Origin of the sequence: Capnocytophaga canis (genome assembly GCF_043187445.1) — a bacterium.
Classification (GTDB): domain Bacteria; phylum Bacteroidota; class Bacteroidia; order Flavobacteriales; family Flavobacteriaceae; genus Capnocytophaga; species Capnocytophaga canis.
Genome location: NZ_CP171121.1, coordinates 1294179 through 1318748 on the forward strand (window position 1 = coordinate 1294179; position 24570 = coordinate 1318748).

The 24570-nt window shown below is 37.8% G+C and carries 20 protein-coding genes and 1 tRNA gene; 10 read left to right on the forward strand and 11 right to left on the reverse strand.

Annotated features, from left to right (window positions below):
- Window positions 1-42: 42 nt before the first annotated feature.
- The 3 genes from ACF3OB_RS05535 (at window position 43) to ACF3OB_RS05545 (ending at window position 2338) form a co-directional block, all read left to right on the forward strand.
- Window positions 43-732: a Crp/Fnr family transcriptional regulator gene (locus ACF3OB_RS05535; protein ID WP_042005336.1), complete on the forward strand. Its 690-nt coding sequence runs from the start codon at window positions 43-45 to the stop codon at window positions 730-732.
- Between the two features lie 50 nt (window positions 733-782).
- Window positions 783-1274, forward strand: a complete 492-nt coding sequence (locus tag ACF3OB_RS05540; protein WP_392448698.1) for a YqiA/YcfP family alpha/beta fold hydrolase — start codon at window positions 783-785, stop codon at window positions 1272-1274.
- Between the two features lie 95 nt (window positions 1275-1369).
- On the forward strand, window positions 1370-2338 hold the full coding sequence (locus tag ACF3OB_RS05545) for a N(4)-(beta-N-acetylglucosaminyl)-L-asparaginase (RefSeq protein WP_095893804.1): 969 nt from the start codon (window positions 1370-1372) through the stop codon (window positions 2336-2338).
- Window positions 2339-2408: 70 nt separating this feature from the next.
- On the opposite strand, the gene ACF3OB_RS05550 is transcribed toward ACF3OB_RS05545, so the two are convergent.
- The 10 genes from ACF3OB_RS05550 to mfd form a co-directional block, all read right to left on the reverse strand.
- Window positions 2409-3287 (reverse strand): helix-turn-helix domain-containing protein, encoded by an 879-nt coding sequence (locus ACF3OB_RS05550; protein WP_392448700.1) that lies wholly within the window; start codon window positions 3285-3287, stop codon window positions 2409-2411.
- A gap of 108 nt (window positions 3288-3395) precedes the next feature.
- Window positions 3396-3875: a cytidine deaminase gene (gene cdd, locus ACF3OB_RS05555; protein WP_042009606.1), complete on the reverse strand. Its 480-nt coding sequence runs from the start codon at window positions 3873-3875 to the stop codon at window positions 3396-3398.
- Window positions 3876-4244: 369 nt separating this feature from the next.
- A complete protein-coding gene (locus ACF3OB_RS05560; RefSeq protein ID WP_392448702.1) occupies window positions 4245-6722 on the reverse strand; it encodes a DUF4982 domain-containing protein in 2478 nt (825 codons plus the stop codon).
- Between the two features lie 16 nt (window positions 6723-6738).
- Entirely contained in the window at window positions 6739-7386 is a 648-nt protein-coding gene (locus ACF3OB_RS05565) for a hypothetical protein (RefSeq protein WP_392448704.1), read from the reverse strand.
- 372 nt (window positions 7387-7758) lie between these two features.
- Window positions 7759-8928 carry a gliding motility-associated C-terminal domain-containing protein gene (locus tag ACF3OB_RS05570; protein WP_095912199.1) on the reverse strand — a complete coding sequence of 390 codons (1170 nt, stop codon included), beginning with the start codon at window positions 8926-8928 and terminating at the stop codon, window positions 7759-7761.
- Window positions 8929-9193: 265 nt separating this feature from the next.
- Complete coding sequence (locus ACF3OB_RS05575) at window positions 9194-10216, reverse strand: hypothetical protein (RefSeq protein WP_157909011.1); 1023 nt, start codon at window positions 10214-10216, stop codon at window positions 9194-9196.
- A 247-nt stretch (window positions 10217-10463) separates the two neighbouring features.
- Window positions 10464-12635: a hypothetical protein gene (locus ACF3OB_RS05580; protein WP_392448706.1), complete on the reverse strand. Its 2172-nt coding sequence runs from the start codon at window positions 12633-12635 to the stop codon at window positions 10464-10466.
- A 304-nt stretch (window positions 12636-12939) separates the two neighbouring features.
- Window positions 12940-15177, reverse strand: a complete 2238-nt coding sequence (locus ACF3OB_RS05585; protein ID WP_392448707.1) for an alpha-L-fucosidase — start codon at window positions 15175-15177, stop codon at window positions 12940-12942.
- 21 nt (window positions 15178-15198) lie between these two features.
- Window positions 15199-15966, reverse strand: a complete 768-nt coding sequence (locus tag ACF3OB_RS05590) for an acyl-[acyl-carrier-protein] thioesterase (RefSeq protein ID WP_172919257.1) — start codon at window positions 15964-15966, stop codon at window positions 15199-15201.
- A 221-nt stretch (window positions 15967-16187) separates the two neighbouring features.
- Window positions 16188-19496 (reverse strand): transcription-repair coupling factor, encoded by a 3309-nt coding sequence (gene mfd, locus ACF3OB_RS05595; protein WP_392448754.1) that lies wholly within the window; start codon window positions 19494-19496, stop codon window positions 16188-16190.
- A gap of 317 nt (window positions 19497-19813) precedes the next feature.
- Here mfd and ACF3OB_RS05600 point away from each other — a divergent pair, with 317 nt between their 5' ends.
- From ACF3OB_RS05600 to trxA, 4 genes are all read left to right on the forward strand, one after another.
- Window positions 19814-20173 (forward strand): BlaI/MecI/CopY family transcriptional regulator, encoded by a 360-nt coding sequence (locus tag ACF3OB_RS05600; protein ID WP_042009579.1) that lies wholly within the window; start codon window positions 19814-19816, stop codon window positions 20171-20173.
- A 3-nt stretch (window positions 20174-20176) separates the two neighbouring features.
- Complete coding sequence (locus ACF3OB_RS05605; RefSeq protein ID WP_392448709.1) at window positions 20177-21661, forward strand: M56 family metallopeptidase; 1485 nt, start codon at window positions 20177-20179, stop codon at window positions 21659-21661.
- A 136-nt stretch (window positions 21662-21797) separates the two neighbouring features.
- A tRNA-Gln gene (locus tag ACF3OB_RS05610) sits at window positions 21798-21868 on the forward strand.
- Between the two features lie 153 nt (window positions 21869-22021).
- On the forward strand, window positions 22022-22342 hold the full coding sequence (gene trxA / locus ACF3OB_RS05615) for a thioredoxin (protein ID WP_042009583.1): 321 nt from the start codon (window positions 22022-22024) through the stop codon (window positions 22340-22342).
- A gap of 153 nt (window positions 22343-22495) precedes the next feature.
- Here the strand turns inward: trxA and ACF3OB_RS05620 are convergent, their stop codons facing one another.
- Window positions 22496-22627, reverse strand: coding sequence for a hypothetical protein (locus ACF3OB_RS05620; protein ID WP_392448711.1), 132 nt, complete (start codon window positions 22625-22627; stop codon window positions 22496-22498).
- 437 nt (window positions 22628-23064) lie between these two features.
- Here ACF3OB_RS05620 and ACF3OB_RS05625 point away from each other — a divergent pair, with 437 nt between their 5' ends.
- From ACF3OB_RS05625 to ACF3OB_RS05635, 3 genes are all read left to right on the forward strand, one after another.
- Window positions 23065-23541 (forward strand): S-ribosylhomocysteine lyase, encoded by a 477-nt coding sequence (locus ACF3OB_RS05625; protein ID WP_042009588.1) that lies wholly within the window; start codon window positions 23065-23067, stop codon window positions 23539-23541.
- 133 nt (window positions 23542-23674) lie between these two features.
- Window positions 23675-24148, forward strand: coding sequence for a transcription elongation factor GreA (gene greA / locus ACF3OB_RS05630; protein WP_042009591.1), 474 nt, complete (start codon window positions 23675-23677; stop codon window positions 24146-24148).
- 23 nt (window positions 24149-24171) lie between these two features.
- A complete protein-coding gene (locus ACF3OB_RS05635; protein ID WP_392448712.1) occupies window positions 24172-24564 on the forward strand; it encodes an HIT family protein in 393 nt (130 codons plus the stop codon).
- Window positions 24565-24570 lie beyond the last annotated feature (6 nt).

Consider the following 24570-nt stretch of genomic DNA (forward strand, 5'->3'; position numbering starts at 1 on the left):
AATTTTATATCTTTGCGAAACTAAACAAAATCAAATCTGCTTATGCCGACTCGCTGTGAGAAATGTTCTGTTAGGAATCAGAATGCGTTAAAAACCTTAAACGAAGGGCAACTTTGCTGTATATCAGAACATAAGACATCCATAGTCATAAAAAAGGGAGAGGTTATTTTTGAGGAAGGTGATATGCTACCGGGGGTCTATTGCATCAGCGAAGGCTTTTGTAAACTTACTAAGTTGAGTTTTGGAGGAAAAAACCAAATAGTGCGATTTGTTACCAAAGGTGATATCTTAGGGCAAAAAAGTATTATTACCAAACGTCCCGTAAGTCTTACCGCAACAGCGTTAACCGACGTACAGGCGTGTTTGATTCCAAAAGAAGACTTTCAAAACTCTTTTGCCGAAAATCACTTTTTTTCATCGGAACTCTTTAAAAATATATGCGATGAACTCAAACAAGCCGACGATGCTATCCTCGACTTAGCACAAAAAACTGTTAAACAGAGACTTGCACATACCCTTATGTTTTTGGAAGAAATCTTTGGAAAAGACCATGATGGATATATCAATATGCAACTTTCAAGAGAAGAAATCGGAACAATGATAGGCTCTGCCACTGAATCTCTCATCAGGATGCTATCTGAATTTACCAAAAACGGATGGATAGAAACCAAAGCAAAACGAATCAAAGTGTTGAATAGAAAGCAATTAGATAAAACTTCACAAGGAATGTAAAGGCTAATATATTGCATCTCTGAACTTGGTTGTCAAAACTTAATTTTAATATGACAAACAGACTTCTATACTTACACGGATTGGACAGCCTATTGCAGGACGACCGAAGAGCTGTTTTACAAACCTATGGAATGATCGAAGGCCCTACCATTGACTATAGAAACACGCCTAATTTGTTTCAAAAACTCCAACAAAATTATGCTGACATCGAAGCTATCATAGGGTCGAGTGCGGGAGGATTGGTGGCGTATTACTTGGCTCAATATTTACAAAAACCATGTCTATTATTCAACCCAGCATTGACATTCAGAGCCGAAATGCCTATACCCACCGCGTTCAACAAGAACTATAAAGAGTATATGCAAATTGTAGTTGGAGGACAAGATAAAATTATCTCAGCGTGGGAATCTATCGAAATTATAAAAGAGGATATATCTGAAAATCAAAATATTAATATTCATTTCACTAATACAATGCAACATTCGTATGACATTGATATTTTCCGAAAGGAAGTGGAATTTTTCTTTACTCAAATCAGATAGAACAGATTGTTTTTTTGAAAAACAGAGCGATTTTAGCAAGAAATGACTGTTTTGAAATGAAACACGAAAAATAAAACCAAAAACCATAAAATAAAATGAAAAAAGCGTATTTTGTAAGTTTATGCGTTCTTCTATCAGCTTGTAATCAAACGGTTACGAAAAATACAGAGGAAAAAACTATTGTTAAACCTGTGGTTATCAGTACTTGGAATCACGGATTACCTGCCAACGATGCTGCTTGGAAAATCCTCGCCTCGGGCGGAAGTGCCTTAGATGCGGTTGAAAAAGGCGTGATGACTGCCGAAGCCGACCCCGAAGAAACATCGGTAGGTTATGGCGGATATCCAGACCGAGAAGGAAACGTGACGCTCGATGCCTGTATTATGGACAGCCAAAACAATGCGGGTTCGGTAGCTTGTTTGAAAAATATCAAACACCCCATTTCGGTGGCTCGTTTGGTGATGGAAAAAACACCTCACGTAATGCTCGTGGGTGACGGAGCTAAGCAATTTGCTCTTTCACAAGGGTTTAAAGAAGAAGATTTACTTACTGAAAAGTCAAAGAAGGCTTATGAAGAATGGCTAAAAACCTCTCAATATAAGCCTATTATCAATATTGAAAACCACGACACGATTAGTATGTTGGCATTGGACGAAAACGGAAATCTTTCAGGGGCTTGTACTACCAGCGGAATGGCTTGGAAAATGGCAGGTAGAGTGGGAGATTCACCCATCATCGGCGGAGGGCTGTTCTTGGACAACGAAGTAGGAGCAGCCGCAGCAACGGGTTTGGGCGAAGCGGTTATCCGTACGGCAGGTAGTGCGATGGTGGTAGAGCTGATGCGACACGGAAAATCTCCGCAAGAGGCTTGTGAAATCGTGACCAAACGCATTTATGATTTGTATAAAAATACCCCCGAATTGGAGCATTTGCAAGTAGGATTTATCGCTTTAAGTAAAAGTGGTGAAATTGGGGCATTTTGTGTTCGTAAAGGATTTAACTATGCATTACAATCTAAAAACCAGCAAAATACACTCATTGATGCTACCTATATGATGGAGTAAAACGATTTTATAAATGTAAAAAACGCACCAAATAAATTGAACTATTTGGTGCGTTTTGTGTTTTAAAAAATTAAAGTGATTGGGCGTATTTTTTGTTATTTCGAATTGATTTTATGATGACTTTCATTGCTATACAAACAATACCAGTTAAGCTCCATAGAGTAATAATTACAGGAAAATCAAATTTATCAGAAAATCTTGCTAAGGAAGATAATATAGGTATGGAGAATATAATAATTAAAGTGTCATAGTTCCGACCTACTTTATCATTTTCTAAAAGATTCTCAGAAATTAATCCTTCTTGAATATACATTAAATCACGAGTTTCGAAAGCGATGACTCTTTCTTTAATACGTTTCCCGTCTCTATAAATCACGATGAAGTTAGCAGAGCCTAAGCTCATCTTTTCAATTTTTGTTGCTACAATACGTTTACGTTCAATATATGGAATTCCTGAAGAAAATCGCATCATAAGGAAGGCAGTGATGAGAAATGTGATTGCTAAACTTGCTGCAAAAATAGCCAAATCAGTGTTGTCTAAAAAGAAAAATACAACGGCTATTATAGAAAATAATAATGTTCCAATAAATACAACACCCAACGTTTTAAACAAATACGAAATAGATTTTTCGTAAGTTTTTGTGATATTTTCAGGAGTAACAGACCTATTGATTATCAGTTTATCGCTAAAAATATGCAGATACTCTTTTACACCTTGTAGGGTTCGTAAGGGTTTTTCGGTTATAGTCTCAGCAATAAGTGTTTCGTATGAAGTACCCAAAGTGGTTAGTATACGTTTTAAAGTTTCTCCTGAGGGAGTGGTTTCTGCTTTTTCCACACGCTGAATAGTTCGGAGAGAAACTCCTGCTTGGGTTGCTAATTCCTCTTGCGAAAGACATTTCATTTTTCGTAATTCCTTAATTTTTTGTGATAGCTTTTCAATATTCATAGTTTTCCTATTTTTCGCAAAGATATGAGGATTTCAGCTTTTTACTCTAATTTTTAATACGCCTTTTTTACGTCATTTTCAGAATAACGCAACAAAACAACCGTATTTCTACAAAAGGCTACCGTCAAACAAAAAAGGTAGTAAATCCTTAATGGAATCCGTTTGAATGATTTTTCCACAGGCTCCCATAAAATAAACGGGAATGGCTTTTTTTTGTCGTATTTCGTACTCCGAAAGTGATTGCCTACACGCACCACAAGGCGACACGGGTTGGTCGGTGGGTGCTTTCGCCGTACCGGAAATGGCAATGGCTTGAATCGTTTCGTTTGGAAACTGAGTCGATGCTTGATAAATTGCCACACGCTCGGCACACAAGCCCGACGGATAAGCCGCATTCTCTTGGTTGGAGCCTATGCAAATGGCACCATTCTCCAACCGAACAGCCGCACCAACCTTAAAGTTGGAGTAAACCGCATACGCATTTTCCCTTGCCTTTACAGCCTCAGCCATAAGGGTTTGCACCTCTTCCGGAAGTTCAGAAATATGTTCGTAAGTTGTGTAGCGAATGGTCAATTGTTGTTTCTCCATAACAAAAAAACCGTTACTCAAAACCAACACTCTTGCCACAAACAGAATTCAGCAAGGCTTGTAAATTGGTTTAAAATACGTTTGACTAAATGATTACTTTCGCAAAGTTACGTATTATTTTTGAAAACAGGAATATTTTATGTGATTTCTTTAGGTGAAACGCAGGAAAATTATCAGCCTCTGATTCGTTTATTTGAACCGTTTTTCGATCTTTCAAGGTCGAAAAGAAAACATATCATTTCCATAAATTGGATTTAAAAACCCCGTAGGCTTTCTATTCAAAGCACTTTGCCAAAGTTTTAAGACTTTGGCAAAGTACCAAAAACACAGAAGAAAAACAAAATCCGTGTTACCTGTGGAAAGTTATTTCTATTTGGTTTTTACTTTAATTACAGCAGTTTTCAATCCTTTGCTTTTAGCTTCGAAAGTGATTTCTCCTGCTTTTTCGCTTGATTGTACGATGGCTACCAATTTTCCGTTGAAAAGATGCATTTTTGGCAAATGGAATTGGTCGGTTGAGGTGGCATCGCCATTGGCTGCCGCACGATATGTTCCTGCTCCACTCACTTTAAAAGTAACCAAATCATTTACATTAGGACATAGATTTCCGTCTTTGTCCACCGCTTCTATGGTAATGAACGAAAGGTCTTTTCCATCGGCAGTAATTACATTTCTGTCGGCAGTAAGGCGAAGTGAATGAGGTTTTCCTGCGGTTTTTACAATTTTTTCAGCTACGGCTTTTCCGTTTTTGTCGTAAGCAACCACTTTTACCTCTCCTGCCTCGTATTTGGTGTCGAGCCACATTAGGCGATAACGTTTCTGACGCTCAAACGATTGCTGCGCTTCTTTGGTGTAACTTCCGTCAAGCGGAATATTCAAATCTTTGCTACGTTTCCCTTGACTTTTCCCATTAATGAAAACCTCCGCCGAAGGATAATTTGTATAAACGAAAATCGGAGTTACTTGTCCTTCACGTCCTTCCCAATTCCAATGTGGTAGAACGTGTAGCGTTTCGGCTTCTTTGTTCCAATGGCTTCTGTAAAGGTAAAATCTATCTTTTGGAAGTCCTGCCAAATCCACCGCACCAAAGTATGAGCTGTGAGCTGGCCATTCTACATAGTATGGAGTAGGTTCGCCCAAATAATCAAAGCCTGTCCAAATAAATTCACCTATGGTGTAGGGTAAATCTTCGTGTTGAATCCAATCATCTTCTGGCAAATTTGACCAACCGCAATGTTCTACATCATAGGAAGAGGTTTGTTGGTCTTCATATTTTGGCATTGATTTTCTTTCCACAGGGAACTTGTAAACGCCTCGTGAACTGATAGTTGAAGCGGTTTCACTTCCCAAAATAATCTGTTGAGGTAACAATTTGTAGGCTTCTTGATAACGGAACGGACGATAGTTGAAACCTGCTACCTGCATAGTTGCCGCCATATTGTTTTTGAAAACGTGGTCGGGTCTGTCCATTCCGTTGGAAACAGGTCGCGTTCCATCGTGCTTGTGGATAATATCCTGCAACCAACGTGCTACTTTGGCTCCTTCCTGAACGCTTTGTTCTTCTACTTCGTTACCGATGAACCACATCACTACACTTGGGTTGTTACGAAAATGACGTACCAAATTGGTTAAATCTTTTTCTGCCCAATCTTTAAAATAACGATTGTAGCCATTTTCTACCTTCGGAATTGCCCATTCGTCGAAACTCTCCAAAGCCAACATCATTCCCATTTCATCGGCAATACGCACATATTCAGGAGCTGGCATATTATGAGCCGTACGAATGGCATTTACGCCCATATCTTGCATAATTCGTATTTGACGACGGATAGCCGCTTCATTGACTGCTGCCCCAATCGCTCCCAAATCGTGGTGCATACACACGCCTTGAAACTTGATTTTTCTTCCGTTAAGATACAATCCGTCATTGGGTTTTATTTCGATTTTTCGGATACCAAAAGTGGTTGTTTCGGTGTCTTTCAGCGTTCCGTTTTCATATATTTTTGTAATTGCTTTATACAAATTAGGTTGCTGAATGTCCCACAAAACAGGATTTTTCACATAAATATCTTGTTGAATTTTGTTATTGATTACAAATTCATTGTATTTTTTTCTGTCGGAAGCGATTTTTTCTCCTTTCGGATTGAAAATTTCGGTTTCTACTTCAATGTTAGACGGATTTTGACTTTCTATCTCGGTTTTTAGTTGAATTTTAGCGAAATTCTTCTCAATTTCAGGAGTTGTTAGCTGAATTCCCCAAATAGGAATGTGCGTTTTGTTTTTGGTAATGACGTGTACATTTCGGTAGAGTCCTGCACCTGGGTACCAACGCGATTGCTGGGTCAAATTCTCCAAACGAACCGCCAACGTATTGTTTTTGGCTTTCACAAAAGGAGTAACATCGAGGAAAAAAGTGTTGTATCCGTGATGCCACTGCCCTGCTTTTTGCCCGTTGACGAATACTTCGGCGTTGGACATTGCTCCATCGAACTTGATGAAAACTTTTTTGTCGGCGTTGAAATCCGCCACATCAAACGAGGTTCGGTACCAACCCACACCTACGAACGGAAGTCCGCCTGTACGCCCCGAATGCTCGATGGGAGCTACCTGTCCGTCTTGCTTGATGGCAGTGCGTTGTACGTCATTTTCAATATCGAACGGACCATAAATAGCCCAATCGTGAGGCACAACTACATTTTGCCATTTTTTATCGTTCACAGCTACTTGCGAGAAGTTTTTGTTGTCCTCACGCGTAAATTTCCAGTTTTTTTCGAGCGTCTGCGTGGTTTGTGCAAGGCTCAGGGAACTCATTCCCACTAAAATGGTTGATAAAAATATATTTTTCATAAGAAAATGAATGATTTTATGGTAATTTCTTTGATTTTATTTCTATAAGTTCGTAAGAAACGGAAAAAGGAGTGGCTTTTGTAAGTTTATTTACCTTTAAAAGATAATGATAGCCCGTTTCAAACTCAAAATTTTTGATTTCTTGGAGTATGACGGGCTTTTTCGTTTGGTTGTCCAGACAGAAAAGAGCGTCATATAATACAGGTTTTCCGTTGGCGTCTAACTCAATAGGATACGATTTATAAAATTTCACTTTCTGCGGGTTTACCACCAACTCTATTTCTTCGGAAGTGTCTTGGGTGATTATTTTTTCTTTTTTTAGAAGTTCTAAAAGTTCATATTTGATGGGAATAACATCTTGCGGAGGATTTTTTTTCATCCAAGTTTTCTTGGCTTTGAATGTATATTGAAATCCTCGTTCGTATGATAGTTTATCTTTTCCTTCAATGATGGTATGGAAAGCATCTTGTTTTCTATTATCCTCATTATCAGAATAAACGATGGCTTCTGTCCAAATATCAGAAAGCACGTGTTTGCCGCTTTGTGTCTGCGGATAGATTGTCAATTCAACTATCGTCTCAACATCTTCTGCTTCATTTTTCAAGCAACCCACCCAAACAAAGTTCAGAAGAAAAACCAAAATAAATATACCTCGCTTTTTCATATCATTTTTTGGTCGTGTTGTAAAAAGTATGATGGAAGTTCTGATTGTCAGGCTGAGCGAAGTCGAAGCCTTATCATTACAGGGCTTCGACTTCGCTCAGCCTGACAGAAATGTCCTCTTTTTTTAAGGTATCATACTTTTTACATCACTTCCCATTTTTTATTTGGTCACAAAGATAACGTATTTTTTCAGAAGAAGCAATCTTAAAAAAACAAAAGCCTATAAAATAGCTATTTGAGAGATAAAGTGTTGTTAATCAAATAGTTGCTTTTTAGATATAGCGTTTACTAAATGCTTTAAGCATACGGACTATTTAAAAAAACGCATTTCTTTCGTTAGGATATTTTCATGATGAAAAATAGCTTACAGATGTTAAAACTCAAAACCAGGTCCTTTTACGTATAGATACCCTGTTTTTTGTTTTCCATCTTCAAAGGTAATTACAAAGAAATAAGTACCATCAGGCAAATGAGTTTTGCCAAGGGTTCTTGAATGCTCTGAACGACCTCCAAATCGCTGGTTGTCAAGCATATAATTTTCTTTTTCATATACTTTTACGCCCCATCGGTTGAAGATACGCACCACGTTTTTCTGTTTGCAACTTTCGTAATATTTTTTAAGGTCTTCCACCTCCCAAGTGTCGTTAGCACCATCTTGATTAGGCGAAATAGCATTGGGGATAAACATCTTATCAAATAAATCATCGCAAGGCGGTTTTGCTACCACCTCTAATAGTAGGCTTACCACATCGCTTTGGCAACCTGTATCGGTTTTACAAACCACATAATAAGTCGTATTTCGGGTAGGATGGATTTCCGAAGCCGTAATTTCCTGCGTAAGAGCCGAATCGGTAAACCATTGTACTTTATCGTTACCGCAAGACACACTTGCCAAACTTACCGATTGCCCCAAATAAATTCGGGCTGGGAAATTGGACGCATTGGGCAGATTAGGCGGCGTATTTCGTTCAATAGCCACCGAAGTAGGTTCGCTTTGTACTCCGTTAAGCGTCTGACGCACCCAATAAGTAACCGATTGCCCTTGTGGAATATCTTTGGTATTAACGCTAATAGACGAGGTGGTCTCGCCCGTACTCCAAACCAAAGCCCCAGTATATCCAGAGGCGTTTAGTTGGGCAGTACCCTTATGGCAATCGTACGTAATTTGTATTTTAGGAGGAGTAACCTCACCCATTATGGTAATAACCCCTATTTTGGTGTTGTTACTACACCCATCATTGACGTTTACTTTGTAGTAATACGTCCCCGCTTCAAGCCATTGTACTTGCACTTGCGGACTGCTATTGCCACCCACAAACACGGCTTTTGACGGCGGGCAGTTTCCTGCCGTTTTAGTAAAATCAAGGTTCGGCGTAGGCACATAGAGTTCCCACGTGTATGTACCATTAGGTACATCACTTATTGACAATGTGGTGGTTTGCCCTACCAAGCCTGTGTTTTGAGCCGAAACACCGCCCCAAAAACAAAGCCATAAGCAAAACCACAACAGCAACGAAACGCTATGTCTGTTATGCCGATACATATTGTTTATACAAAGGATATAATTTCCCGGGTCGTGTTGTACAAAGTATGATGGAGATTCTGATTGTCAGGCTGAGCGTAGTCGAAGCCTCGTAATTACAGGGCTTCGACTCACATACTCAGCTCCAAGTCTTCGCTGACTTTGCTCAGCCTGACAGAAATACCCACTTTATTAAAGGTATCATACTTTTTACAACACTTCCATTTTCCGAACGTTTTCAGCTTTCGGGAAATTATACCTTGTATAGAGAAAGTTTTTTAAGTTTTTATTGAATTTGGATGATAAACCCTCCTGATTGAGCTTGAATTTCAGGTCTTGCTAAAATGACTTGTGTTCCTTTTCTATTGTCGCTGTCATTTGTTATATCAGAACAATCGTCCTTAACGTCTCTCGCTCCTAAACTATTGTTTGCAAGAATCATATTACCTTTGGTTGACAAGGATATATTCTCATCTGTAAGCCCCTCGTATGTCCCGTTATTTACCACTATTTTTAATATAAACGAACTTTGCGTGGTAGCCGTTTTTGCCAATAGATTTGTTACAGAAGCTCCTGCTACAAAATCATCGCTAAAAGTTTCAAAAGTACTTCCTCCTGCTTTCCACTCTACGGATTCGTATTTTCTTCCTACAAACTCAGCGTCTGTTCCTGTTTTTCCTTGAAGTTCGGGAAGTGAAATCGTAGGTTTCCAATTACCTACATATCCACTCATTTCTACCTTATAGTAGAGTGTTGTTTTTCCGTACTCGTATTTCACTTTTCCGTTAGCAAGAACCTGAGCAGAAGAGATACCTGCCGCACATACTTTTTCTTCTCCTGCATTAAACGCAGCCCCGTCAGCGTCTTTAACAGGTGTTACCTTTAACTTGAAATTATTTAACGGCTTTATTCTCATAGCTTTCATATTGTTGGACTCACAATTATTTTTGGTTTCTGTATATTTAATAACCAAATAAAAGGGATTCCCACTGGTTAAGGCATCGGGTTTCCAAGTTAATTTTAATCGTTTGTTAGCGTTGTCTGCATCGTCATAAGTTGCGTCACCAGCAACAACATCAAAAAAATTGTTTGTAGCACTCTCTTTTGTTCCGTTAAGTAAGTCTGCTTGTTGGGTAATATACCAGTGATATTTACCATTTCCTGTAAACCCATTGTTTGTGGTATTTACCTCATACGTGTAAGTAGTACCTATTTGAGGTTTGTTTTGGTCAGCGGTACAAGGTGTCGTTTGTGCATAAGCACCTGCCGATACGATGGCAAAAGCCATACTTAATACTAACTTTCTCATAATAATAAAAATTTAAAAAATGAATATTTATATTTAATTGTTTACGTTAAAAATTACTTGTGTTATAAAATTCTGGTTGTCAGGCTGAGCGAAGTCGAAGCCTCATCACTAAAAGGCTTCGACACATACTCCGTTTTCACGGACTTTGCTCAGCCTGACAAAGATACTTTCATCATACTTCTTATAACACAATCAAAAAATTATTTGTTTTTCTATGTATCATACTTTTTTAAATCAATTCTCAAAATCATTCAAATTGCAAAACGGGTCGTGGTGTAATCCGTACTTGTCGGGTTACATAGTTGTATTTTTGTCCGTTACATTCCAGCCAATAGTTAATATTATACGTTTTATCGGTGGAAGTATCGTTTTCAAAAGAAATACCCGTATGGGTAGAGGGTTGCCCTGTTCGTACGTTGCTCAAATTGTTATTGATAGTCCATTTCAAAACGGGGTTTGGGCAACAAGGCACGGAGTTTATGGTTACGTCAAGTGCTGTATCCCCTGTGGGCAATACGTAACTATTTTCTGCTACGTTCGTATTTCCGCTACCCTCATCATAAACCGCCGTTACCACATCGGGCAAACATAACGTAATGTTTTCGGGTGGAACGATGGACGGGGCGGTTACGGTAACAATGAAACTTTTATCGGTATAAGTTGTCCAACAATTATTTCGATTGCGAAGCCCCGTGATTTCGTATTTAAAAGAACCTATATCAGAAGTGTGATGGTATATATTTATGCTTTGATGATGAGGTGGACTGCTCTGAAAGATACGGGTACTTTCTTGCGAATTTTGTAAGTTTGTTATTTTTACAGATACCATAAACGGAGGCTGACCACCCGTAATATTGGAAATAAGCATAACATTTATTGACGGATGGACTTGGCACAACGTAGTATTCAGTTCTGTAAATGTAGCAGTAGGCGGTGCTATTATATTGATATTATCCGCTTGATGAATTTGGGTCGTGCAACCATAACCATCAGTAACGGAAACGTATTCATATTCAAGTGTTCCCGCTTGGTTCGTGTTAATGGGAATATTAAAATTCCTAACATTCGAAGTGTGTTGATACTCAACGCCGTTAATTTTGTAAGTAAAAACAAAAGGAGGCTGTGCAGGGTTTGCTATCTGCACTTGAATTTCTGCACCGCTTTCCCCTTGGCAAAACGATTTTTTATTAGGGCTTACGCTGATATTTAGTTTCTTTATAACATCTATTCGTATGGGGTCGGACATAATGCTCTCTGGTTTAGAGGGTACGCCTATGTTATTGATAGTGATTTTCGCTTCTCGGAAAAAGTAATAACTTCCTTCTGCGGGATTATTAAAAGGAGGCACGTTGGTATTGACCACATAGTGCCTTGTATTCCCCCCGATGATGGGGTGTTTCGTCCCTGTGGGGCTTGTGGCGTAGTGCCATTGAAAAGTAGGGTTGGTAAAGGTATTGGGCAAAGCCGCCGCAAAGTCATCACCATCAAGGGTGGTGGAGCTACCCATACAAATCTTTGTTCCGTTGGAAGATGTTAGGTTCGTATTTTCGATGATTTTATCGGCGGTAGGGTCTATCTGAAAAATATATCGCAAAGGAATATTATTGTTGAAGTATTCGTATTTCAGTTGGTCGTTGTTGCCAGTGAGTTTAATAACCTGTGTTTTCACGAAATAGTCCTCCGCAGGATTCCATCGGTCATATACCTTTTCGTCGTTTATAAAAAGTCGTGTTCCGTCATCGGAGCCTAATTTTACGTAATAAAACCCCTTCAAAGATGTGTTTTTCATCAAGGAACGTGCTGAAAAATAGCGTAATATTCCCGCTCTCATAGCTCCTTGCGAACGAACCTCTATGGGGGTGCTGTTGCCACTTGGGTCTCTTTGTTCGTCAAATGAATGGCTGTTATAGTCTTTATATCCCAAATAATTGGTAAAATTGTTCATCTCTCTGTAAAAATGGGTTCGCCATTTATTGTTCGAATTATATGAATTTTGATTGTCGATATTGTTTGCCCCACCGATTATTTTTATTCGCACACCACTTCCCCCACCTGTGTAATATACGCGAACTTGACCCGAAATAGGGGAAGTAAAACTTCTTTTCGGATTAAACCAACCACCATAGTTATTAGATAAGGGAATTTCTTGTGTTCCATTGCAAACACTTATGAGACTGGCGTTTATCTCATACTGCACTCCTTTTATGACATTGATTAAAGCATATCGATTTCTACTTGTACCATCGGGAATAGGCACTCCTTTGTTTTCTTCGGTTTCTCCGTTTTGTTCTTTCCAATAGGGCGTAACAACGCCACCCACCTGTGTGCCTGTGCCACATTGTTGTGCAGACAGGGGGTGTATCGCCAAAAAGGAAAGGACGAAAATAAAAATGATATTAAACGCTCTTAAAAAGTTCATACTTGGGTACAAAGTTAGTGAAATAGCATAAAATTTTCAATTGCTCAAGCACACGAAATTTTGGGTCAGCACAAAGATAGTAAAAAAACAAGGGGAAAACGTATGGAAAACAAAAAATATCTTTATGAAGTATGAAGTTTTTGTTTGTAGGCGAATATAAAAATAATTTGTTTATTTTTTGAGATTGCAACTATTTGAAAACCAGCAAAATGTCTATTTAGAGAATTTTGATAAAAGGAAGAGCATTACAGTATATCCTTTTGGGTGTATACTGTAATGCTCTTATATGGATATGTAATTTATATTATAAAAAATCCAATTCTGCAATGGTTAAAATATCTCCGTTTTCTGCAATTTCAGAGGCTTCGATACGTACGTAACGACTGGTAACACTTTCTGGAAAATAGAAAGTTCTGGGGGTTGGGTCGTTAATTAGGTTTCCGAATTCAAAATTGGCTACGGTTTGCCAAGTTTTACCATCATTACTCACTTGAATTAACCCCTTGGCTAACATACCTTTACTATGGAAAGTTTGTGGTGTATAGACCAAAGCCTTTAAGGTCTGTATTTTGCCTAAATCAATGGCTATGAATGGTTTTTCAGAGCTTTTTTGTGATTGCCAATAGGTATTGGGTCGGGCATCAAAAGCCATAGTGGTTTTTCTATCATTTTGTTCAGAACTGAAATTGAGTACTTTCCATTGTTTTTTTAGAATTCCTAAATCTTCTGAGCGTACTGCACCTTTCATTCCTTTATTGAAAGAAACGGCTTTGAGTTGTTTATTTTCTACGAAAAAAGGCTCGGTGTATTTGGTACTGTTTTCATTAGGTTCTGAACCATCTAAGGTATAGAAAATTTCATAACCTGTATTTAAGTTTTCCGAGGCATTTTGTCCGTGGGGTTTCCAATTGAATTGGGTTTGCATTGGTGCAATGGTTACCATTCCGTCCAAGTTTCTGAAAAAAGAAAGCTGAGGCGGACGAGTTTTGTAATAATGCGCCGAAATGTGACTGATTGCAGGAGTATTACGCGATTCCAACACTCGAAAACGAATTTTAGAGGTGGTTACTTCCGGAAAACGTAAAATACGTTTATAACCGATGTTGGTTGCCGAGGCAATTTCTTGCCATTGATTGTTAATCCAAGCCTCTACACTGTGTTTTTCTACGCGTTCTCCGTGAGTGCGAATGGCTTCTTGTAAAACAATTCGGTTGAAGGTTATCGGCTTTTTGGAAGAAATAATAATCTCCTGATTTTTTTTGTTCAAAGTCAAGTAAGTGTCGGGGTTATTATCCAATACTTTTTTACATCCTTTGGCTCTGTAAAGCAAATTGTTATCATAAGTTTCTCGTATGCGTTGTCCTACTTCTTTAAGTACATCAACATCGGTTTGTGGAAATTTTCCTTCCCGATTGGGTGGAATATTCAATAAGAAGGTGGTATTTCCGCCAACGGTTCGTTCGTAAATATCAAAAACATCATCAGCACTACGTACTTTTTGGAAGGTATCATCTCGGTAGAACCAACCTTCACGAATGGAAGTGTTGATTTCAGCTTGTTGATAGTGTAGGTATTTGGCATTATAGAGCTTTTCGCGTGAACCCAAATCTTTTCCGGTCATATCGGGGAAGCGTTGAGCCGTTGCAGGATTCATCGGCATAGGAATTACATTCCATTCGGTTTCTCGGGTGGCTCCGGATTCGTTTCCTCCCCAACGGATATCTTCTCTTCCGAAGATAACCGCTTTGGGAGCCAACGTGCGGATAAGTTGCTTCCAAGCGGTGTAGTTGTACTGTTGACCGCCCTTGGTTTTAGGATGCGCCCCATCGAACCATACTTCGTGTACAGGGCCGTATTCGGTGAGTATTTCAAAAAGTTGGTTGAGGAAATACTCGTTATAATCGTCAACCTCAAATTCAAAAGTGGTTTTGTTTGCAAAAGGTCTGCCTGGCACCTCTCGCGGAATGGTTCTTTTAGTGTATTTGCTTAAATTACCATATAATCCTTCGGGGTGTTCTATTTGATAGAGGTCAGCAGGAGATAAGTATACGCCTAATTTCAGACCGTATTTTTGACAAGATTCCGAAAGGTCTTTCAAAATATCGCCTTTTCCACCTCGAAAATCTGTAGACATAACTCCGTGATTGGTATATCGGCTTTGCCAAAGCACGAATCCATCGTGATGTTTTACCGTTAGAATAACCATTTTCATTCCTGAATCGTGCATTGCTTTACACCATTGGTCGGTATCTAAGGTTTTTAAATCGAATATTTTAGGATCTTCCTTTCCGCTGCCCCATTCCATACGGGTAAAGGTGTTCGGCCCAAAATGTACAAAGGCGATGTATTCATTGCTTAGGGCTTCCCATTGGTTTTGGTTAGGCACCACTCTTGAGGCTTTTTCGATAATGACCTCTTTTGAGTCGTTTTCTTCGATTTTTATGGTATTGTGCACTTTTTTTTGCTGAGCATATCCTAACGCTCCAACGAAAAGCGACAAAAACAGAATTTTTTTTGATTGTTTTGTAAAAAGTTTCATCATTTTATAATGTGTTTGATTGTTTTAAAGGTTCTTTTTTATGGGTTCGGCAACCAATTTAGCGATAAAGGCAGGTTTGATTTGTTCGGACTTTTTACCGCAGAAAAAAACGGTAATATTTCCGTCGGTTTCGAACGTAGGCGTACTTGAATAGCCTTGAATTTCATCATTGTAAAAGGTTTCCGACAAGAAATTGATGTCATATTCTTTGATGACATAATTCTTATGATTTTTCAAAGAAAGCATATCAAGTACCCATTGCGAATATTTTATGTTGTTCACGTGAAGATTGACATCCAAGTCCGAAATGCGTACGTTGAATTTTTTTATCAGTTCTAAATCTGAGGGTAGGTCAATACGTTCGGTTTTGAAGTCCAACGCTCCATCGGTACGCGCATAGAAAAGTTCTTGCCTATCCGATAGGTCAATGGGTTTGCGTGATGCGATATCCAAAGTAATCCAAGTACTGGAACAACTCCCAATGACTTCTCCTTTTTCCGAAAGGATTTCAAACTCACGGAAAGCATAAACCCCCATTACAGGTAACGACCACGTTTTTACTGTAATTCTTTCATTCCATTTGGGCCAACGTTTCATTTTTAGTTTTTGCTGAGTAAGCACCCAAAAGAAGCCTTCCTTGACTAATTGTTCGTAGCCAAAGCCTAAATTTTCAGCGTGTTCGGCGGCGATATCTTGCAATATGCCCAACACTCCGTAAAGCCCTAACTGATTGTTTACGTTGAGTTGTGTACTTCGTACTTTGTAGGTTTCTGTAAAAATGGTTTGTTTCATTGGTTTACATTGAATGAAAGGCAAAGATACTAATTTATAAAATATTAAAAAAGTAACGTTCAAATAGTTTTCAAAAAATCGTGAATACAAGTGTGTGAATTACCAAACTCATCTTGATTCTTTACTTTGTAAGGATAGTTTCTATAAATAAAAACCATATAAAAACATAGCATTTTTCTATGTTTCTATATGGTTTTAAATTTAATTTCTAGTATTTATCTTTAAAAGGAGTGTTGTTCGTTGAAAACCAATTGCATCACTTTTAAGGCTTGATGAATAGTATTGATACTATTGAAGTGAAGCAACAACCGTAGTCCGTTGCGGGTTTCTTTTTCTTGCATTCTGCATCGGTCGGGATGGCGTTGTACGAATTGCAATACTTTTTGAAAACGAGAACTTTGATAAAACGGACTTTCTTGGTCAGAAATAAAATATCCTGTCATTTTTCCGTTTTTCATTACTAATTTTTCGATTCCCATTTTGGTCGCAAACCATTTCAGACGTACGCTATTGAGCAAATCGACAGCCTGAGGAGGCAATTGCCCAAAGCGGTCAATCAGATTCTTTTCGTAGGTTAGTAAATCGGCTTCCGAACTGATGTTACTTAGCTCATTGTAAAGGTTTAATCGTTCCGCAACTCGGTTTACATAAGTATCCGGAAATAAAAGCTCAAAATCACTATCAATTTGTGTATCATTCAGATATGATTTGTCTTCTTCCTTCGTTTGATACAATTCCGAAAACTCGTTTTCTTTCAACTCTACGATGGCTTCTTGCAAAATCTTCTGATAGGTTTCAAATCCGATTTCGTTAATGAAACCACTTTGCTCTCCGCCGAGCAAATCACCCGCTCCTCGTATTTCCAAATCCTTCATCGCGATATTGAATCCGCTTCCCAAGTCCGAAAACTGAGCAATGGCTTGTATCCGTTTACGAGCATCATCGCTCATTGCTACAAACGGAGGTGTGATGAAATAACAGAAGGCTTTTTTGTTGCTTCGCCCCACACGTCCACGCATTTGATGTAGGTCGGACAAGCCAAAATTATGAGCGTTGTTGATGAAAATGGTGTTGGCATTTGGCACATCTAAACCACTCTCGATGATGGTCGTTGCTACCAAAACGTCATAAGCTCCGTCCATAAAGGCAAGCATCGTTTCCTCGAGTTTTTTGCCGTCCATTTGTCCGTGACCTACGGCTATTTTGGCATCAGGAACGAGTCGTTGTAGCATTCCTGCCACTTCACGGATATTTTCCACCCGATTATTGATGAAAAAAACCTGTCCGCCCCGCTGAATTTCATATAAAACCGCATCGCGAATGATTTCCTCATTAAAATGAATCACTTGGCTATCAATAGGATAACGATTTGGCGGAGGCGTGTTTATAACCGAAAGGTCACGAGCCGCCATCAAGCTGAATTGAAGCGTACGCGGAATAGGCGTTGCCGTAAGTGTCAGTACATCAAGGTTTTCTTTTAATGTTTTGAGTTTATCTTTCACGCCCACGCCAAATTTCTGCTCCTCATCGACGATTAGAAGTCCTAAATCCTTGTATTTCACGCTTTCATTTACAATCTGATGTGTTCCGATGATAATATCAATCGAACCCTTTGCCAAGTCTTCCAAAATTTGTTTTTTTTCTTTGGCTGTACGAAAACGATTCAGGTAATCAATCCGTACGGGAAAATCTTTCATTCGGTTGCCAAACGTCTGATAATGTTGGAAAGCTAAAATGGTAGTTGGCACAAGCACAGCCACTTGCTTTCCGTTATCAACCGCTTTGAAGGCAGCCCGAATGGCGACCTCCGTTTTCCCAAAACCGACATCACCGCACACGAGCCTGTCCATCGGTTTGGGGCTTTCCATATCGGCTTTGACCTCGGCAGTAGCTTTGCTTTGGTCGGGTGTATCTTCATAAAGAAATGAGGCTTCCAATTCGTTTTGCAGATAACTATCGTGAGCAAAGGCAAAACCGCTAGATTCTTTCCGTTTGGCATACAATTGAATAAGGTTGAAGGCGATTTCTTTAACCCGAGCTTTTGTCTTCTGTTTCAGGGCTTTCCACGCTCCCGAACCCAGTTTGTAAATCTTCGGGGGCTTGCCGTCTTTGCCGTTGTATTTCGTAATTTTATGTAAGGAATGAATGCTGACAAAAAGTACATCGCGGTCACCATAGATAAGTTTGATGGCTTCCTGCATTTTGCCTTCTACTTCAATTTTTTGTAATCCTGCAAACTTTCCGATGCCGTGGTCGATATGCGTAACATAATCACCAACAGTAAGTTGAGTGAGTTCTTTAAGCGTAATGGCTTGTTTTTTAGCATATCCATTTTTTAGGTGGAACTTATGATAGCGTTCAAAAATTTGATGGTCGGTAAAGACGTTGATTTTATTGTCCGGATCTACAAACCCGCTGTGTAGCGATAAAATGGCGGTTTGATAATGCACTTTTTGTTCCATTTCCTTGAAAATATCGTCAAAACGCTTTGCTTGTTGCTCGGTGGAACAAATAATGTAATTGGTGAAACCTTCTTCGTGTTTTTCGTTTAAATAGCTGATTAATAGTTCAAATTGCTTATTGAATGCAGGTTGCGGATTAGTTCTAAAAACGATTTTTTCTGAAGAAAATAATAAGTTTGTTCCCGTAAAAATGGATTGAAAGGAGCTGATACGTTCCAAAAGTTCATTACTTTGACAGAAAAGTACTTCGGGAGCGATATGTTTGACTTCGTTTGATAGTTTTTCGTAAATTTCGACGGATTTATTGAATAATTTATCGATTTTTTGAGGAAAACTATCAATATCCTTCGCGATAAAAAGTGTTTCTTCCGAAATGTATTCCAAAATGGATTGCCTTACTTCTTCATTTTCCTTATTTTCGATGTTTGGAATAATCGTGATTTTGGATAATTGTTGTGTAGAAAGCTGTGTTTCAACATCAAAAGTTCGGATACTTTCGATTTCATTGCCGAAAAACTCAATGCGATAAGGTTCGTTGTTCGAGAAAGAAAAAACATCGACAATACCACCACGCACTGAAAACTCCCCAGGTTCGGTGACAAAATCTGTTCGGTTGAAATTGTAAGTAAAAAGCATTTCATTGAGGAAATCCAAAGATAAAGAGTCTCCTTTTTTAATTTTTAAGGTGTTCTTTTCGAGTTGTTTGCGAGTGATTACCTTTTCAAAAAGAGCCTCAGGATAACTCACCACAATCAAAGGCGTTTGATGTGAACCCAATCGGTTTAACACTTCGGCACGAAGCAAAACATTGGCGTTATCCGTGTCTTCAATCTGATAAGGACGGCGGTAGCTATCGGGGAAAAATATTACGTGCTCATCGCCCAACAGGCTTTCCAAATCATTCAGAAAATAGGCTGCTTCTTCTTTATCCGAAAGCATCACAAACAAATTTCGTTTCGTATTTCGGAAAAGATTGGCAATGACAAATGATAATGAAGCTCCTGATAAATGATTGATTTGCAGAGAGGATATTCCTGCTTTAATTTTTGAGTTTAGCTCAATAAATATCGGATTTTCACTTATTTTGAGAAGAATATCGTTTAGTTTCACTTATTTTTTCTTGCAAAAATACGATTTCTAATAAACTTTGCAAAATATGTATTAGCTGTTTTAAAAGCAGAATTTCAAATATCGAATAGCTTTTCAGAGCCTTTAAGAATAAATGGTTTTAGATAAACTATAAAAAATAGTTGCGTAACTAAATTTTTTAGTTTACATTTGCACTGTGAATTAATAAAGCTATCTTCTGGTAAGAAAGAGGCGAAATGAAAGTTTATAGAAACAATCAGATAAATAAGTAAAATCAATAAATAAAACACAAAAAAATGAAAGAATTGACAGCAAAAGAAGAAGAGATAATGACATTTTTTTGGAAACATAATAAACTCTTTGTTAAGCAAATCGTAGAGCAGTATCCTGATCCAAAACCACATTTCAATACCATATCTACATATGTACGTATGCTTGAAGAGAAGGGGTTTCTGGCACATGAGCCGTTTGGCACCTCTTACCAATATTATCCACTGATTTCCAAAGAGGAATACAACAACCGAACGTTAAAAAATATTGTAGCAAAATATTTTCAGAATTCGTACTTGAATGTAGTCAATACGTTCATAAAATCCGAAAAATTATCCATTGAAGAAATTCGACAATTGTTGGATGATATTGAAAAAAAACAATAAAGTATGGAAAATTTAGTATTGTACCTGCTCAAACATTTTGTTTTTATGGGGATATTATGGGGAGGCTATCGTTTGTTTGTCAGTGGTAACACTTTTCATAGAACTAATAGAATCACCCTATTGCTGATTCTTGCAATAGGAATGATGTGTCCTTTAGTAAATATTCCACTTCCTTATGATAGTATATTCGCTGAAAAACAAATAGTTGCATTTGAGCTATCCTCTTCAGAGACTCAAACAGAGTCAATCGTAGCAACAGGAAGTGATAATAGCTATAGCCTTACAACTCTCCTATGGATTGTTTATGTGGTAGGTATTTTGCTCTTTTTACTTCGATATCTTATCGGAATTATATTCATTGGTCGAATTGTTAGCAGAGCCACACTTGAAAAAACAACAAATAACAAGAATATATATGTGACCAAGAAAAAGGTATCTCCATTTAGTTGGTTTGGTTATGTAGTTATTTCTGAAGAAGATATGACAAAAGGAGCTGATAATATTATCAAACACGAGTTGGCACATGTTGAATTTGGGCATTCGTGGGACTTACTTTTTGCACAGCTTTATTGCTTAGCCTTTTGGTGGAATCCATTTGTGTGGTTGCTTAAAAATCACCTAATTACTGTACACGAATTTCAAGCTGATCAGCGAGTAATTGAACAAACCACCCATCCTAACGAGTACCGAAAGCAACTCATTCACCTATGTGTAGGAGCTGAACGAATAGCTATGGCACATAATTTTGAAACAAGTAACCTAAAAAAACGTATTTATATGACAATGAAAAACAAATCAACCGCAAAAGCCAAATGGGGCTATGTAGCTCTGGCGTTGGCTACCACTTTAACCATGTCGTTAACTTCAACAGAAACGATACAAGCACAAGAAAAAGAGCCTCAGATAGTAGTTTTAGGCTATGTCACTGATGATAAAAATCCGCAACCGTTGTTTTTCATTGACGGGAAAGAGGCAACAAAGGAAGCAATTTCAGGAATACCTGCGGACAACATTGGATGGATAAACGTACTCAAAGATGAAAAAGCGACAAAAATGTATGGCGAAAAAGGTAAAAATGGCGTTGTTGAAATCTACACCCAAGGAAATGTTCCAGAGGAATTTGCAAAAAAAGCAAAAGACAAAAAGACGTTTAAACTTTCAAAATCCTCGGGAAAAGCCCCAGTTACAAGTGGTAATATGACCGTTCTAAAACTAAAACAAGAGTCCGATACCCTCATGTCTGATTCAAAAGTTGTTGACGTTAAGGAAGTTCAAGTAACACAAAAAGTAACAGCCTTTAAAATGAATGGAAAAAAGGCAAATGACCCTTTGTTATTAGTTGACGGAAAAGAAATGGAATATACAAAATTAGCCGATCTTGGCGCTGAAAATATTCAATCCATAGTAGTGTTGAAAGACAAAAAAGCTCTTGAAGCATATGGTGAAAAAGGAAAAAATGGAGTTATTTTAATAACTTTAATAAAATAATCAAAAAATATTTAAGAGTTAACATCTTGATATTTAGTTAATTAAATAGGTTAATCAGATAATAAAAATATTTTTATCGTTATTTTATTTGGAAGTTTAAAAAACTTACGTATCTTTGCACCGCAAAAATAACGATTGGCTCATGGTGTAATGGTAACACAGCAGATTTTGGTTCTGTTATTCAAGGTTCGAGTCCTTGTGAGCCAACAAAAGCTACCCTACAATGGGTAGCTTTTTTATTTTAATCCTATTTAAATAAACAAAATCGATACGGATATAGTTAAAATTTATATAACAGACTGTGTATATTGAATTTGATTTATTACCTTTGCCTCCATTAACACTTAAAACAATTTAAAAATGGCTTTAGAAATAACAGATGCTACTTTCGAAGAAGTGGTTTTGAAGAGTGATAAACCCGTATTGGTAGATTTTTGGGCAGTTTGGTGTGGACCTTGTCGTATGTTAGCTCCTGTGGTTGAGGAAATCTCAAAGGAATATGAAGGAAGAGTGGTTGTAGGAAAAGTGGACGTAGACAACAACCAAGAATTTGCTTCTAAGTATGGAGTGCGAAACATTCCAACAGTATTAGTATTCCAAAATGGAGAGGTGGTAGGTAGACAAGTGGGTGTTGCCCCTAAAAAAACATACACAGAAGCTCTTGACGGAATCTTAGGTTAGTTTTTTTTATTTTTAAATACCTTTCATTGTGTTTGTGGTGTAATCCAAAGTCTATGTGGGACACTTTTTGCAATTTTACTTAATGCAGAAATTAGAATATACCACAAGCACAATTTGTTTTTTTTGAGTTCACTACTTAATTGCATTTATTTTTTAATGGTTAAATGCTGATTTTTCAGCATTTTGACCGCTTTTCATCGGCATTGGAAATTTGGCGTTAAGAAAATCAACGAATAAAGCAAAGTAAGCGAAAACTTGGAGCTTAGTATGTGGAAAATTTTCCATTGTTCGAAACGACCGTAGGAAGCAAGTTTGGAAAATTTTAGCGACATGAGTCTGATTTTTAGGCAAATATCGAAAGCCTTGATTTTTGCTTCTTTTCATCTAAGGAAAAGAACGATGTATAAAAATAAATAATGAACTCAATTGTTTTTTTAACAGCTTCAATCTCTTCTGATAATTAATACATCTTCCTTTAGATATTTTTACTGGTGCATAATCCGACTTAAACTCTAATGCCTTTTGTGTTTTCAATTCAATGTTTTAAAGCTACATAGCACATTGAGTTTTATCCATTATAGCTTGCCAAAAATTCAATTCGATGTGGTATTATGGAAGATTTTGTTGTATGCTTTTGCCTTTATGAGAACTGACTGCTAGCATAGCGTCGTATTTTTGCTTATAAATGAAAAAGGAGTATATTTGCGGAAATTTTTAATCATATGGAAAGGATAGCCAGTTTTTGTATAGATCATTTGAAATTGCAACGTGGTATTTTTGTTTCGCGTAAGGATTTTGTTGGCAATGAAGTAATTACTTCGTTTGACATTCGCATGAAATTGCCTTATCGTGAGCCTGTGTTGGGAGGTGCTGAAATTCATACTATTGAACACTTAGCAGCTACTTGGTTGCGAAATAGCGATTGGAAAGATAAAATCATTTACTGGGGGCCGATGGGCTGTATGACAGGGAATTATCTTATTTTAGCAGGGGATTACACTTCAGAGGATATTCTGCCACTTATCACGCGATTGTTTGAATACATGACTCATTTTGAAGGAGAAATCCCAGGAGCATCAGCCTTAGAATGTGGTAACTTTTACAACAACAATTTACCAATGGCAAAGTTTGAGGCAAAGAAATATCTTGAAGAAGTGCTTTACAATATGAAGGAAGAAAATCTGAATTATCCGTTATAGAATTGAAAATTAGACCATTGAATGATTCGTTAAATAATCTATAATTGGTAATAAAACAAAAAAATATTTGTATCTTTGCACCGAATCCTCAAACCAATGAGGATTTTTCGTTTTTTTTAAATTTACATAAACTATGAATAATATATCGTATTATACAGCTGAGGGATTAAAAAAATTAAGAGATGAATTAAACCAACTCAAAGACGTTGAACGTCCGAAAGCATCACAGGCAATTGCTGAAGCGAGAGATAAAGGAGATTTGTCGGAAAACGCTGAATATGACGCAGCGAAGGAAGCACAAGGGCTTTTAGAGATGAAAATCGCTAAATTGGAGCAATTGTTAGCGAATGCACGTTTGATTGATGAGTCTCAATTAGATACCTCAAAAGTGTTGGTGCTTTCAACAGTGAAAATCAAGAACTTAAGCAACAATATGCAAATGACATATACCTTAGTTGCTGAAAGTGAAGCGGATTTGAAAACAGGTAAAATCTCGGTAAGTTCTCCTATTGGGAAAGGCTTGTTGGGCAAAGCTGTTGGTGAAATTGCTGAAATTCAAGTGCCTAATGGCATATTGAAGATGGAAATTTTAGAAATTAGTCGATAAATCATCTAAAAAACAACTGACCAATGGCGAGTATTTTCACAAAAATCATTCAAGGAGAAATTCCTGCGTATAAAATCGCTGAAAATGAGGATTTTATTGCGTTTTTAGATATCAATCCCAATGCGATAGGGCATACCCTTTGTGTTCCCAAAAAGGAGGCAGATAAATTGTTTGACCTGGATGAAACCACCTACAACGAACTAATGACATTTTCGCGAAAAGTTGCTCAAGCCTTGGAACGAGCTATTCCTTGTAATCGTGTAGGGGTGGCTGTCATAGGGTTGGAAGTACCTCACGTACACGTACATCTTATTCCTATCAATGAGATGAAAGAAATGACTTTTGGGCACAAGGTCTCGCTCACTGATGCTCAGTTCAAGGAGGTAGTTGAAAAAGTACAAAGAGAACTAAAATAACATGAA